This window comes from Jiangella mangrovi (assembly GCF_014204975.1).
GTDB lineage: Bacteria > Actinomycetota > Actinomycetes > Jiangellales > Jiangellaceae > Jiangella > Jiangella mangrovi.
The window spans coordinates 328,457-341,085 of sequence record NZ_JACHMM010000001.1 but is presented as its reverse complement, the minus strand read 5'-3'; the positions used below and the strand labels follow the sequence as shown (position 1 = coordinate 341,085).

General features: G+C 73.6%; 14 protein-coding genes. 7 read left to right on the top strand and 7 right to left on the bottom strand.

What is annotated here, in order from left to right; genetic code table 11:
* Positions 1 to 19 precede the first annotated feature (19 nt).
* Positions 20 to 787 carry a type I methionyl aminopeptidase gene (map, locus tag HD601_RS01495; RefSeq protein ID WP_184818658.1) on the bottom strand — a complete coding sequence of 256 codons (768 nt, stop codon included), beginning with the start codon at positions 785 to 787 and terminating at the stop codon, positions 20 to 22.
* Between the two features lie 130 nt (positions 788 to 917).
* On the opposite strand from map, the gene HD601_RS01490 reads away from it, so the two are divergent.
* Complete coding sequence (locus HD601_RS01490) at positions 918 to 1,082, top strand: hypothetical protein (RefSeq protein ID WP_184818656.1); 165 nt, start codon at positions 918 to 920, stop codon at positions 1,080 to 1,082.
* An 86-nt stretch (positions 1,083 to 1,168) separates the two neighbouring features.
* The gene (locus tag HD601_RS01485; RefSeq protein ID WP_184818654.1) at positions 1,169 to 1,480 is read left to right on the top strand and encodes a TraR/DksA family transcriptional regulator; all 312 of its coding nucleotides are present in this window, start codon (positions 1,169 to 1,171) and stop codon (positions 1,478 to 1,480) included.
* A 45-nt stretch (positions 1,481 to 1,525) separates the two neighbouring features.
* Here HD601_RS01485 and HD601_RS01480 read toward each other — a convergent pair whose 3' ends face one another.
* Together HD601_RS01480 and HD601_RS01475 are read right to left on the bottom strand one after the other, a co-directional pair.
* Positions 1,526 to 1,975, bottom strand: a complete 450-nt coding sequence (locus HD601_RS01480; RefSeq protein ID WP_184818652.1) for a YdeI/OmpD-associated family protein — start codon at positions 1,973 to 1,975, stop codon at positions 1,526 to 1,528.
* A 26-nt stretch (positions 1,976 to 2,001) separates the two neighbouring features.
* Positions 2,002 to 2,544, bottom strand: coding sequence for a LacI family DNA-binding transcriptional regulator (locus HD601_RS01475; RefSeq protein ID WP_221440459.1), 543 nt, complete (start codon positions 2,542 to 2,544; stop codon positions 2,002 to 2,004).
* A 64-nt stretch (positions 2,545 to 2,608) separates the two neighbouring features.
* Between HD601_RS01475 and HD601_RS01470 the strand changes: the two genes are divergently transcribed.
* Positions 2,609 to 3,175, top strand: coding sequence for a CGNR zinc finger domain-containing protein (locus tag HD601_RS01470; RefSeq protein WP_221440458.1), 567 nt, complete (start codon positions 2,609 to 2,611; stop codon positions 3,173 to 3,175).
* A gap of 151 nt (positions 3,176 to 3,326) precedes the next feature.
* Here HD601_RS01470 and HD601_RS01465 read toward each other — a convergent pair whose 3' ends face one another.
* Positions 3,327 to 4,706 (bottom strand): FAD-binding oxidoreductase, encoded by a 1,380-nt coding sequence (locus tag HD601_RS01465; RefSeq protein ID WP_184818650.1) that lies wholly within the window; start codon positions 4,704 to 4,706, stop codon positions 3,327 to 3,329.
* 134 nt (positions 4,707 to 4,840) lie between these two features.
* On the opposite strand from HD601_RS01465, the gene sigJ reads away from it, so the two are divergent.
* Positions 4,841 to 5,767: an RNA polymerase sigma factor SigJ gene (sigJ, locus tag HD601_RS01460; protein ID WP_184818648.1), complete on the top strand. Its 927-nt coding sequence runs from the start codon at positions 4,841 to 4,843 to the stop codon at positions 5,765 to 5,767.
* Between the two features lie 229 nt (positions 5,768 to 5,996).
* On the opposite strand, the gene HD601_RS01455 is transcribed toward sigJ, so the two are convergent.
* A complete protein-coding gene (locus HD601_RS01455; RefSeq protein ID WP_221440457.1) occupies positions 5,997 to 6,779 on the bottom strand; it encodes a DUF418 domain-containing protein in 783 nt (260 codons plus the stop codon).
* Between the two features lie 178 nt (positions 6,780 to 6,957).
* Here HD601_RS01455 and HD601_RS01450 point away from each other — a divergent pair, with 178 nt between their 5' ends.
* Positions 6,958 to 7,278 (top strand): helix-turn-helix transcriptional regulator, encoded by a 321-nt coding sequence (locus tag HD601_RS01450; protein ID WP_184818646.1) that lies wholly within the window; start codon positions 6,958 to 6,960, stop codon positions 7,276 to 7,278.
* On the top strand, positions 7,275 to 8,117 hold the full coding sequence (locus HD601_RS01445) for a hypothetical protein (RefSeq protein ID WP_184818644.1): 843 nt from the start codon (positions 7,275 to 7,277) through the stop codon (positions 8,115 to 8,117). Before HD601_RS01450 ends, HD601_RS01445 begins: the two co-directional genes overlap by 4 nt.
* On the opposite strand, the gene HD601_RS01440 is transcribed toward HD601_RS01445, so the two are convergent.
* Positions 8,092 to 8,982, bottom strand: a complete 891-nt coding sequence (locus HD601_RS01440; RefSeq protein ID WP_184818642.1) for an SIS domain-containing protein — start codon at positions 8,980 to 8,982, stop codon at positions 8,092 to 8,094. The two genes, HD601_RS01445 and HD601_RS01440, sit on opposite strands and share 26 nt — an antisense overlap.
* Before the next feature lie 355 nt (positions 8,983 to 9,337).
* On the opposite strand from HD601_RS01440, the gene HD601_RS01435 reads away from it, so the two are divergent.
* Positions 9,338 to 10,750: a Gfo/Idh/MocA family protein gene (locus HD601_RS01435; RefSeq protein ID WP_184818640.1), complete on the top strand. Its 1,413-nt coding sequence runs from the start codon at positions 9,338 to 9,340 to the stop codon at positions 10,748 to 10,750.
* Positions 10,751 to 10,840: 90 nt separating this feature from the next.
* Here HD601_RS01435 and HD601_RS01430 read toward each other — a convergent pair whose 3' ends face one another.
* The gene (locus HD601_RS01430; RefSeq protein WP_184818638.1) at positions 10,841 to 12,619 is read right to left on the bottom strand and encodes a gamma-glutamyltransferase family protein; all 1,779 of its coding nucleotides are present in this window, start codon (positions 12,617 to 12,619) and stop codon (positions 10,841 to 10,843) included.
* Positions 12,620 to 12,629 lie beyond the last annotated feature (10 nt).

Genomic DNA, 12,629 nt, shown 5'->3' with positions numbered 1-12,629 from the left:
TGCCCGCCCGCCGTCCGTCTCACAGCACGGTGAGGATGCGCGGCCCCTCCGCGGTGATCGCCACGGTGTGCTCGACGTGCACGCTGCGGCTGCCGTCGTCGGTCACGAGCGACCACCCGTCGTCGGCCATGTGGTAGCCGTCGTGGCCGCCGGCCATGAGACTGGGCTCGATGGCGATGACCAGGCCCGGCTGCAGCCGGAAGCCGCGCCCCGGCCGCCCCTCGTTGGGCACGAACGGCTCCTCGTGCATGGCCCGGCCGATGCCGTGGCCGCCGAAGTCGTTCTGCATGCCGTACCCCGCGGCCCGGCCGACCTCCGACATGGCGTGACCGATGTCACCCATGTGCCCGCCCGGCTGGGCGGCGGCGATGCCCGCCGCGAGGGTCCGCTCGGCGGCATCGATGAGCGCGAGGTCCTCGGCCTGCGCCGTCCCGACGACGAAACTGATCGCCGCGTCCGCGTGCCAGCCGTCGACGTGCGCGCCGCAGTCGACACTGAGCAGGTCGCCGTCGCGCAGCTGATACGCCGTGGGCAGGCCGTGCAGCATGATGTCGTTGACCGACGTGCAGATGACGCCCGGATACGGCGTCGCGCCGAAGCGCGGGTGATACCCGAGGAAGGACGACCCCGCCCCGGCGCCGTCGATGACCTTGCGGGCTACCTCGTCCAGCTCCAGCAGCGAGACCCCCGGGGCGGCGTGCGCCCGCACCTCGGCGTGGACGGTGGCCACCACGCGCCCGGCGGCGCGCATGCTCTCGATCTCGGCGGCGGTCTTCAACTCGATCATGCGGCACCTTCGCGGACGGCGTTCCCTGACGGTCGGCGATAACTATACCGGTATTGAAATCGGCGCCCACGGCCGGACCCGGTTGCTCGACCGGAGTCCTGCCTGCGGAGCGCATTGCTATGGTGCCCTCATGATCGAGCAGTGGGTGGCGGCACCATCGGCGACAGCCGAGCCCGCCCACGTTCTCTCGGGGCCGGCACTGCTGGCCCTCGAGCTCGCGCGGACCGCGCGCGGGATCCGCGGTCTCGACGTGCTGCGCCGCAGCGTCGACCGCGCTCCGCCGACCTGTTCCTGACCCCTCCTCACCGCGTGCCCGACGACGCGCGTGAATCAGCGCGCCCCGATGCGGGTGCGCTCACCGCCATACCCAGGGACAGGACGATGAACGCTCACGCACACGACCCCCACGCCACCATTCCCTCCCACGTCGAGGCCCGCATCCAGGACGCACTGGCCGAGGCCGCGGCCATGCGGCGACGCCAGCTCGACGACCTTCCGGCCGCCGACGGCGACGCGACCGAAGCTGCGTACCGTGCCAGGGTCGCCTACCTCCTCAGCGAGGTCGAGGCCGCTCAGGCCAGGCTCGCCCGCGGCGCCTTCGGCGACTGCGAACGATGCGGCGCCGTCATTCCGCCCGAGCGCCTCGAACTGCGGCCGTGGACCAGACTCTGCGTCGGCTGCGCGAGCCGATGACGCGCGCGACATGGCGAGCGCGCACGGGCGGGAGTCGAGCGCCGGTCAGCGGGCGCGACCCTCGGCGAGCATGGAGACGGAGGTCTCGACTCGCTTCGCTCGGGTCTCGGGCTTCTTCGCCCCGGTGACCTGCAGGACGTGCCACTGCTGCTTGCTGTGCGACAGCGTCTGCCAGAACTCCTTCGCCGCCGGGACGGCGTCGAGGGCAGCGGCGAGGTCGGGTGGCAGGTCGACCTCGCGGGGCGCGTCGTCGAGCACGATGTCGACGTCGTAGGTGTCGCCGACGGTGACACCGGCCTCGGCGCGCCGGTCGATGCTCATGCCGACCATGTAGCGCTCGCCCATGCGCGCGATCGAGCTGCGGTAGGTATAGCCGGCGACGGTGACGGCGACCTTCGGGCGCTTCCCGCCGCCCAGCCCGTCGACGACGGCGTCGGGGACGACGAAACCGGCCTTGTTGCCGCCGCTGGACTCGAGTATCGAGGTGAACTCCACCCGCCCAGCCTGACACGAGGGCGCGGTCAGTTCCGCATCGTCGCGGCGGCGATGCGGGCGAGCAGGAGGCCGACGGCGTCGCGGGCCAGGTCGTCCGCGCCTGCCGTCACCGCCCCGGGAGGGCCGCCGCCGAGCAGGACGACGGGCCGGGCGCCATCAATGCCGGTGGTGACCACCGTCGGCCACAGGAGGACGCCGTCGACGAGGCGGTTGCGCAGGCCGTCGAGCGCCAGCCGCTCGGAGTCGGGGTCGCCGTCGGTCTGCTCGACGAGGACGGCGTGGTCGTGGCGTTTCGCGGCCCGGCCGACGGCGGCGGCGAGGGCGGCGAAGAAGGGGGAGTCGAGGTCGGGGACGGCGAGGGCGACCACGCCGACGCGGCCGCTGCGCAGGGCGCGGGCGGTGATGTTGGGCCGGTAGTCCAGGGCGGTGATCGCCGCCTCGACCTTGGTGCGCGTGGCCGGAGTGACGTTCGGGTGGTCGTTGATCACGTTCGAGACCGTCTTCAGCGAGACCCCGGCCCGCTCGGCCACGTCGCGCATCTTCGCCACCATCGAGACTCCGATCGTCACGCGAAAGGTTGATTCATCACGTTACGCAACGCGATGAAGCTCCGCAACGCGTTATGTTGAGGTCGTGGACGTCCAGGTGCGGCCGATGCCGATGGACACGCTCGTCGAGCTGGTGAACGGGTGGGGCGCCGAGCCTCGCCGCGCCGGCGCGCGCTCGGATGTTCCCGCCCGGGCCGGCCATGTCCACGGCGCCGGCCTGCCGCGCGACCTCGCGGACCGGCTGACCGACGCCGACCTCGTCGCCTTCGCCGACCTGGTGTTCGCGATCTTCGACCTGCCGACGACGGCGGAGCGGGTCGGGCGGATCTCCGCCCTGCTCGCCGGCCTCACCGTCCGGCCCGACCTCGTCATCGACGACGGCGGCGGCGACGGCGACGGCGGCGGCGGCGTCCGCGTCCGCCCGGTCTGGCGTACGACCGCCGACGACGCCCTGCTCGCGGCCGCCCTGCTCGCGCTGCGTGACCAGCTGACCGGGCGCGACCCCGGCCGCCTGGGCATCTGCGTCGACGGCGGGTGCGCGGACGTCTACGTCGACGTCTCGCCGGCGGGCCGGCGCCGGTTCTGCTCCGTCCAGTGCCAGAACCGCGCCCGCGCCGCCGACTACCGCCGTCGTCTACGCGCCGCGCGCTGAGCCCGCCGCGCGGTGCTCGAACAGCCCGAGGTAGCGCTGGGTGTGTGGAGAAACTGTCGCCGGAGCGACAGCAGCGCCACACGGATCAGGCAGAGATCTCACACTGAAGCGGCTCATGCGCGCACCCTCGGGCCTTGGCCCGCTTCGCCCGTCAGCTGCCGACGACCGGCGCGATGTTGTGGTTCGACCGGAACAGGTTCGCCGGGTCGTACACCGCCTTGATCGCCGCCAGCCGGTCCCACGTGGCCGGCGGATAGGCGCTGCGGGCGTGCTCGGGGCCGTCGTCGCTGACGAAGTTGACGTACGAGCCGGGGACGCCCTGGTCGAGGGCGGTGGTGAGGTCGTCGACCCACTGCTGCCGGGCCGGGCGGTCCTGCGGGCCGAGGACCATCGACACCACGTTGACCATGACGTTCGCGGCCCGGTGACCGTAGGCGGTCGCGTCGTTCGACACCCGCGAGATCGCGCCGCCGAGCACCCGCAGCTGGACCAGCCGCAGCGGCGCGTCGGACCTGCTCAGGTGGTCGACGATGGTCTCGGCGGTCGCGAGGTCGACGTGGTCGAGGTAGCCGGTGGTGCCGACCGTGACAGGCCGCGGCATGTCCGGGTCGTCCGGCGGGAACAGGCCCGGGTACGGCATCGGGCGGACCAGGTCGGCCACCGGCGCGGCGATGTCGCGGAACGGCGCGACGGCCTGCTGGCCGGCCGCGTCCGGGCCTGCGTAGCAGAGCGTGCCCATGATGACGAGCTGCCCGCGCAGGTGTTCGGGCACGAACGGCAGCGGCGGGGCAGGCATGACGGTGGCGATGGTGCTGAGCTCGTCCGGTGCGGCGGCGGCCGCGGCGGCGAACGCCGCGATGTTCTCGGCCGTGGCCGGCAGCAGGAGCAGGCCGCCGACGACCGACGGGAGCTCGTGCAGCCGGTACCGGAACCGGGTGACGACGCCGAAGTTGCCGCCGCCGCCCCGCAGCGCCCAGAACAGGTCCGGCTCGGTGTCCGCGTCCACCCGCAGGATCCGGCCGTCGGCGGTGACGACCTCCGCGGCCAGCAGGTTGTCGACGGTCAGGCCGTGCAGCCGGGAGAGGTGGCCCACGCCGCCGCCGAGGGTGATGCCGCCGATGCCGACCGAGCCGGTGTCGCCGAACCCGGTCGCGAGGCCGTGCTCGGCGACCGCCGTCGTGTAGGCGCCCGCTGTGAGGCCGCCGCCCGCCCACGCGGTGCGCCCCTCGAGGTCCACATCGAGCCGGGTCAGGCCGCGCAGGTCGACCACGAGGCCGTCGTCGATCACGGCGTGGCCGGCGCCGCCGTGCCCGCCGGCGCGCACGGAGAGGGAGATGCCGCCGTCGCGGGCGATGCCGACGGCGGCGGCCACCCCGGCAGTGTCGTCCGGCCGCACGATCACCGCCGGGCGCCGGTCGAAGCCGCCGGCGAGCAGCCGCCTGGCGGAGTCGTAGTCGTCGTCGCCGGGCGCGATGACGGCGCCGCCGGTCGCGGAACGGAGCTGGGAGAGCTGGATGCTGGTGCCGATCATGATGAAGGAACCGTCCTCGTCGCGGGATTTCGCTGTCTCTCGCTTGACGATGCGGCCGCGCGAAGTGTGACTCCGCGGGCCGGACGTCACACTCCGGCCCGCTCGATCGTCATCGGTGCGGGAGGAGATGCCCGATGACCGATCCGAGCCTGACGGCGATCATGAGCGAGCGGCGCCGGCTGATCAACGTGGCCTACCGGCTGCTCGGCTCGCTCACCGACGCCGAGGACGTCGTCCAGGAGACCTACGCGCGCTGGTACGCCATGACGGAGGCGCAGCGTGATGCGATCGACGCCCCCGCCGCCTGGCTGACCACCGTCGCCGGCCGCATCTGCCTCGACCAGCTCGGCTCCGCCCGGGCGCGGCGCGAGAGCTACGTCGGCGAGTGGATCCCCGAGCCGGTGCCTGACCGTGCCGAGTGGGTCACCGGCCGGCCGCCGACCGAGACCAGCGAGGCCGCCGACCCGGCCGACCGCGTCACCCTCGACGAGTCGATCAGCATGGCCTTCCTCGTCGTCCTCGACTCCATGACCCCGGCCGAGCGCGTGGCGTTCGTGCTGCACGACGTGTTCCGCTACTCCTTCCCCGAGGTGGCCGAGATCGTCGGGCGGACGCCGGCCGCCTGCCGCAAGCTGGCCTCGTCGGCCCGCCGCCGGATCGACGCGACCCAGGCGCCCGCCGTCCCGGCCGATCGCCATGCCGAGCTGGTCCGCGACTTCAAGGACGCCTGGGCGGCGAAGGACATCCAGGCGCTCGTCGGGCTGCTCGACCCCGGCGCGACGACCATCAGCGACGGCGGCGGGCTGGTCCCCGCCGCGCTCGAGCCGGTCCACGGCGCCGAGACGATCGCCCGCTTCCTCGTCGAGGTCGCGGCGCCGCTGCCCGGCCTGCGAGCGCTGGAGCGGACGGTGAACGGCCGGCCCGGCCTGGTGCTGCAGGTCGACGGCGTCACCGCGACGGTCATGGCGTTCGAGGTCGACGGCGACCGGATCACCCGGATCTGGGCGGTCCGCAACCCGGAGAAGCTCCGGAGCTGGGGCGCCGACCATACTCGGTCGTGAGGAGCCGCCGGCCTGGCCGCTGCCGCCCCTGCGCCGTGATCATCAAGGATCCGCCACATCAGGGTGTGGTGGATCCTTGATGATCATGGAACGGCGACCGGAGCCGCCGGCGCCCGTAGGTGACGCGGCGGACGAGCACCTCGAAGGGGCTGCGGCGGCCGGTCGCCCGCATCCGGTCGGCGGTGACGACGGGGCCGCGTCCTCGAGGGGCGCGCACCGACCAGCGTGATCAGTGCCGCGTAGCCGAACCCGCCCAGCACACCGGTCCAGTCGTGCAGCGGCCCGCGGTGACGGTGAGCAGCCGGCGGTACCGCTCGGGCCGCTCCAGGACACGCGCCCGGCCCGCGACCAGTCCGACGAGGAACGGGGCGGCGAAGCCGATGGGGCCGAGCAGCATGATGAACGGCTGCACCTGCACCCGCTCGGTGACCATGGCGACCAGGTCCGGTGGCAGCATCGACGCGTCCGGCGGCTCGGTCGAGACCGACATCGAGTCGCCCGACGGCAGCATCCCGAGCGCGAAGAACGCGGCCGCGAGCGTGATCAGCCAGCGGTTGCGCCAGCGCACCGTCCAGGCGCCGAGGAGCAGCAGCACGCCGTAGGCGGCCAGGATGTCGCCGACGTAGAGCAGGATCGCATGCAGGAAGCCGACCGCGACCAGCACCAGCGCCCGCCGCCACAGCAGGCGCCGGGCGCCGCGCGGGCCGAGCGCCTCGTTGCGGCGGACCAGCTGGGCGACGCCGTAGCCGAAGAGCAGGCCGAACATCGGGAACGCCCGGCCATCGACGAACGTGGCGATCACCCAGGTGACGGCGGAGTCGAGCGCCGAGCCGTCCGTGGGGAAGCCGCCGCGGACGCCGGTGCCGCCGCTGCCGCCGTCGCCGCGCAGGAAGTAGTGCGTGTTCGCCAGCGCGATGAACAGCAGCATGACGCCGCGCGCCAGATCCGGACCGAGCGCCCGTTCCGCGGTGGCGGTCGGTCCGGCCGGGCGGGCCCGAGAGGTGGTGGCCACGGTGTCGAGCCTCGCCGCGGGCGTACCGGCGCCGCATCGGCCTGAAGTCGAGGGGCGGCACGACCAACGGCTAGACCGGCCGCGTCGTGCGTCGCCACCCTGCCGCCCACCCTCCTGATCAACGCGAATGTGGGCCGGAGGGGTTGCGCATAAGTCTATCTAGATAGATATTGAGCGGGTGAGGCGTTCTCGACGGCCGTCGCCGCAGACGGCGGCGGTGCTGCTGGCCCTGGCCGACCGGCCGGGCGAGTGGAGTCACGGCTACGACCTGTGCCGGGCGCTCGGCCTGCGGGCGGGCACGGTCTACCCCATCCTCATGCGCCTGGCCGAGCGCGGGCACCTCGAGACCGCCTGGGAGCAGGACCCGCCTCGTGGCCGGCCGCCGCGGCACCTCTACCGGCTCTCGTCCGCCGGCGCCGAGTGCGTCGCGGCCCTGGCCACGGCCGACGACGGCGCCCCGGTCGCGGCCCGCCGGCCCGTTCCGAGGACCGCCTCGTGAGCCCGGGCCGGGCGGCCGCCGTCACGGGCGCCGTCGTCCTCGCGGCCTGGACGGTGCTGGGGTGGCGGCTCGCCGGCAGCGGCGACTCGGCTCCCACGGTCGTCGAGGCCGCCTCGACCGTGGGGTTCGTCGGACTCCCGTACGTCGTCGCGGCGATGATCCTGGCGCACCGCGTCGTCCGGGCCGCGCGCGGGCCGGACCTGCCGGCGCGGGTGGTCGCGGTCGCCACCGCGGGCCGGCCCCGCGGCGTCGACTGGGGCGCGGCACTGCGGGCCGAGCTGGCCCACATCGACGGGCGAGCCGGCCGGTGGCGGTTCGCCGCCGGCTGTGTCGAGGCGGCGCTGGTCGGCGGGTCCGGCCGACTGGCGCGGGCGACGGCGGTGCCGGTGTTCGTGGTGTTCGCGGTCCTGACCTTCGCGGGCTCCCGGTTCATGCTGGCCGGTCAGCGGGTGGGTCTGCTGGCCGGCATCTACCTGGTCGCTCTCGCGGTCGGCGCCGTCGCGGCCGCCGTAGGGTGGGCCGGCCGCTCGTTCCGCGCCGGGCTGGTCAGCGGTGCGACCGCGCTGGCCGCCGGGCTGGCCGGGGTCGTCGCCGTCGCCGCGATCGAGGCGGTCACCTGGTACCAGCGCGCCGGCGTCTGGATCATCGACGGCGACGTCCCGGCGGGCGGTATCGCGAGCCCCGGCGCCGCCGTCACCGACGCCGTCGTGGGCATGACGTCGTTCGGCCTGCTCTTCGCACTGCCGTTCCCGGTGCTCGGGGCGGCGCTCGGCGCCGCGGCCGCGGGTGCGGCCGCAGCCGTGCGCCGCCGGGTCAGTGCAGGATCACCGAGCGGGTGAGGTTGCGAGGCTGGTCGGGATCGACGCCCTTGGCGAGGCCGGCGGCGACGGCCAGGCGCTGGACGCGGACGAGGTCGGCGACGGGGTCCAGGGGGTCGGCGACGACGGTGGCGCCCAGCGCGGCGACCTCGTCGGCCAGGCCGTCGGGGCGCAGGCCGCCCAGGAACCAGACCAGGCTGGCGCCGTCGGCCAGGCTGATCGGGCCGTGGCGGTAGTCCATGGCGGGGTAGGCGTCGGCCCAGCTCAGCGACGCCTCGCGCAGCTTCAGCGCCGCCTCCTGCGCCAGCCCGGTGGTCCAGCCGGTGCCGAGGAAGGTGTACGGACGGCGGTCCAGCAGGTCGTCGCCGATGGTCCAGGCCAGCGCGCGGTCGAGGTCGGCGAGCGCCTGGTCGACAGGGGAGCCGAGGTGTGCGCGCAGCACCATGAGCGCCGTCGTGGCGAACCGGGTCTGCACCACGGACGTCTCGTCGGCGAAGTCGAGGACGACCAGCTCGTCGGCGGCGTCGGCGACCTCGGCGCCGGGCACGGCCGTGACGGCAGTGGTCGGCACCCCGCGCAGGCGGTCGAGCAGGTGCAGGACCTCGGTGGTGGTGCCGGATCGGGTGATGGCGAGGACGCGGTCGTAGGACCGGCCCTCGGGGTACTCGGACGCGGCGAACGCGTCGGTCTCGCCGTGGCCGCTCGCCTCGCGCAGGACGGCGTACGCCTGGGCCATGAACCACGAGGTGCCGCAGCCGACGACGGCGACACGGTCGCCCTCGCGTGGCAGCACGCCCGCGTTCTCGTGGGCCAGCCGGGGCGCACGCCGCCAGCAGTCGCCCTGACTGTCGATCTCCTTCAGCACGTGGTCGCCGCCCAGCACCATGGTCCTCCGTCGGTGTCGATCGTGCGTGGCTGAGTATGAGCGAAATGAGATGGTATCAGTCACATTAGCGCAGGTCGATGAGCGGGCGTGAGCGTTCATGACGTTTTTCGCCCGATAACGCTTGACATCAAGCAGGCTCCGTATACAGGATGTGCCCATTGGGGTGCATTCGCCGCCCTTGGTGAGTCCCTCAGAGCGTTGACCTGAGCGTGTCGAAGCCGCCGATCCTCTGGCGGCCACCCGAGTTCCGTCGAACTGATCCACCGGGGTCCGCCGTATCCACCACAGCTTCGCCATGCCTTGCGGACCCCGCTGAGCCGAATGGTCCACCGAACCTCAACAGCAGGAGGTAGTCATGGCACCTGAGTCCGAATCCTCGGGCCTGACCCGGCGCGCGCTCATCGGCACGGGCGTGGCTGCGGGCGCCGGCCTGGGCATGGTCGGTCTGCCCGGCGTCGCCGCGGCCGACGACGACGATCCCATCGGCCGGGCTCCGGAGCGGCGCAAGGGCGAGCGGTTCATGGGCGGCGTCCCCTTCGAGCGGCACGAGGTCGTGCGGGTGGGGATCATCGGCCTGGGCATGCGCGGCGGCGGCATGCTCGACCGGTTCCTGGCCACCGCCGGCGTGCGGGTCACGGCGCTCGGCGACATCAACCAGACCAAGCTCGACGAGGGTGCGGCGGCGGTGCGCGCCGCGGGTCAGCCAGACCCGGCGCTCTACAAGGGCGAGCACGCGTACGAGAAGCTGGCCCGGCGCGACGACGTCGACTTCATCTACACCGCGACGCCGTGGGAGTACCACCACCCCATCTGCATCTCGGCCATGGAGAACGGCAAGCACGTCGGCACCGAGCTGCCGCTGGCGATGAACCTGGACGACCTCTGGGACATCGTCCGCACGTCCGAGCGCACCCGCCGGCACGCCTTCATCTTCCACAACCGCTCCTACGGCCTGGACCAGCTGCGGATGCTGCGCTTCGTCGAGGCGGGCCGGCTGGGCAAGCTGCTGTACGGCTCCGGCGGCTACGTGCACGACCTGCGCGAGCTGAACTTCAGCGACGATCACGAGCCGGCCGGCTGGCGGCGCAAGTGGCACACGCGGCTCAACGCGAACCTGTACCCGGTGCACGGCCTGGCCCCGATCTCGAACGCCATGAAGATCACCCGCGGCGACCGCTACGACTGGCTCATCGCGGTCGCGTCGCCCGAGGCCGGCTACTCGGAGTACCGCGCCGCGAACATGCCGCCCGACCACCCGTCGTGGCGCGAGCGCTACGTCACCGGCGACACCAACATGTGCTTCATCCAGACCGTCCAGGGCCGGTTCATCCGCTCCGAGCACGACGTGTCGGCGCCGCACCCGTACACCCGCGCCAACACGCTGCAGGGCTCGAAGGGCAAGCTCACCGAGGACGACCGGACGACGGCGTTCGCCGACCGCTGGCAGGTCTACGTCGAGCCGGACCACGAGAACCACCGCTGGCGCTTGTTCTCCGACTACGGCGCCGAGTACGACCACTGGCTGTGGAAGGCCGGCATCTCGAACAACGCCGACCAGCTCGTGGTGTACCGGACGATGCAGCTGCTGCGGCTCGGGCTGCCGCCGGACATCGACGTCTACGACTCCGCGACGTGGACGGCGCCGATCCCGCTGAGCCACGAGTCGGTCAAGCGCGGCAGCCGGGCGGTGAAGGTCCCCGACTTCACCCGCGGCCACTGGCGCGAGGACCGGCCGAACATCAACTCGGAGCAGCCCGCCGAGATGTGAGATGTGACGCCCCGGCGTCCACGCACCGCGCCCCCGGTCACCGTCGTGGCCGGGGGCGCGGTCGTGCGTGCGGTCGTGCGTGCAACCGGGTCAGCGGCCGACGGCGTAGCCCTGCATGCCGCGGGGGTTGGCGGCGGCGCGGAGGAACCCGCCGGGCTCGTGCCCGGCGGCCGACAGCCGGCCGAGCGACCAGTCGTCCTCGACGGTGACGAGGTGGCCGCGGCGGCGCAGCTCCTGCAGGACCTTCTCGCCGACCCGGCCCTCGATGTACAGCGCTGCGGGCTCGCTGCCGCGTGGGTAGAACGAGGACGTGAAGTGCGTGGTGTGCCAGGCGGGGGCGTCGATGGCCTCCTGCAGGCCGCGCCCGTGGTGGACCAGGCGCAGCAGGAACAGCAGCGACCACTGGTCCTGCTGGTCGCCGCCCGGCGTCCCGAACGCGAGCCGGGACCCGTCGGGCCGCAGCACCAGGCTCGGCGTGAGCGTGGTGCGGGGCCGCTTGCCAGGAGCCAGCGAGTTCGGCAGTCCCTCCTCGAGCCAGAACATCTGGCCGCGGGTGCCCAGCGAGAAGCCCAGGCCCGGCACGGCCGGCGAGCTCTGCAGCCAGCCGCCGCTCGGGGTGGCCGAGACGACGTTGCCCCAGCGGTCGGCGACGTCGAGGTGGCAGGTGTCGCCGTGGGTGCCGGCCCACGTGGGCTCGCCGCTGCCGCTGCCGAAGGGCTGGCCGGCGGCGGCGACCGGACGGGGGAGCCGCGGCTCGCGCCCGCCCGGCCGGCCGGGACGCAGCGGACCAGCGTCGGCGGCGGCCGGGTCCACGAGCCGGGCCCGCTCGGCGTTGTACGACGGCGACAGCAGCTCGGCCAGCGGCACGTCGGCGGCCGCGGGGTCGCCGTAGAACGCCTCGCGGTCGGCGAAGGCCAGCTTGGCCGACTCGACGACCAGGTGGACGAAGTCCGCGCTGTCGGGCTCGGTGGAGCCGATGCCGGCGGCGTCGAGCAGGGCGAGCTGCTGCAGGAACACCGGTCCCTGGCTCCACGGCCCGGCCTTGAGGACGGTGTGGCCATGGTGGTCGTACGCGACGGGTTCCTCGACGGTCGCGCGCCACGCGGCGAGGTCGTCGGCGCTGAGCAGCCCGCGGTGCGCGGCACCGCTCTCGTCCATGACCTCCCTCGCCGCGAACGCCGTCATGGCCTCGGCGACGAATCCCTCGTAGTAGGCCCGCCGGGCCCGCTCGATCTGCTCGTCGCGGTCGGCGGAGCCGGCCTCGGACTCGTCGACGATGCGCTGATAGGTGGCGGCGAGCGCGGGGTTGGCGAACCGGTCGCCCGAACTTGGTGCGTCACCCGAGGTCAGCCACAGTTCGGCCGAGGTGGGCCAGTGCGAGCGGAACCAGTCGGCGGACTCGCCGATGACCCGCGCCGCCGACGTGCCCAGCGGGAACCCGCCGCCGGCGTAGTCGATGGCGTAGGACATGACGTCGCGCGGGCGCATGGTGCCGTAGCGCTGCAGGAGCAGCATCCAGCCGCCGAACGCCCCGGGCACGACGGCGGGCAGCAGCCCGGTGCCGGGGATGAGCTCGACCCCCAGGTCGCGGACGGTGGCAGCGGTGGCCGCGGCGGGGGCGACGCCCTGGCCGCACACCACGAACGGCTGCCCGGCCCGGGCATCCCAGCCGACGACGGGAAGGTCGCCGCCCGGTCCGTTCATCTCCGGCTCGACCACCTGGAGCACTAGGCCCGCGGCGACGGCGGCGTCGAAGGCGTTGCCGCCGCGTTCCAGTACGGACATGCCGGCCTGCGACGCCAGCCAGTGCGTCGAGGCGACCATGCCGTAGATGCCGGTGAGCTCGGGTCGGGTCGTGAATGTCGTCATGGCCTCTCGT

Coding starts and splice junctions, on each gene's coding strand:
- HD601_RS01435 (WP_184818640.1), top strand. CDS start 9,338: ATGGCACCTGAGTCCGAATCCTCGGGCCTGACCCGGCGCGCGCTCATC.
- HD601_RS01490 (WP_184818656.1), top strand. CDS start 918: ATGATCGAGCAGTGGGTGGCGGCACCATCGGCGACAGCCGAGCCCGCC.
- HD601_RS01485 (WP_184818654.1), top strand. CDS start 1,169: ATGAACGCTCACGCACACGACCCCCACGCCACCATTCCCTCCCACGTC.
- map (WP_184818658.1), bottom strand. CDS start 787: ATGATCGAGTTGAAGACCGCCGCCGAGATCGAGAGCATGCGCGCCGCC.
- sigJ (WP_184818648.1), top strand. CDS start 4,841: ATGACCGATCCGAGCCTGACGGCGATCATGAGCGAGCGGCGCCGGCTG.
- HD601_RS01430 (WP_184818638.1), bottom strand. CDS start 12,619: ATGACGACATTCACGACCCGACCCGAGCTCACCGGCATCTACGGCATG.
- HD601_RS01440 (WP_184818642.1), bottom strand. CDS start 8,982: ATGGTGCTGGGCGGCGACCACGTGCTGAAGGAGATCGACAGTCAGGGC.
- HD601_RS01465 (WP_184818650.1), bottom strand. CDS start 4,706: ATGATCGGCACCAGCATCCAGCTCTCCCAGCTCCGTTCCGCGACCGGC.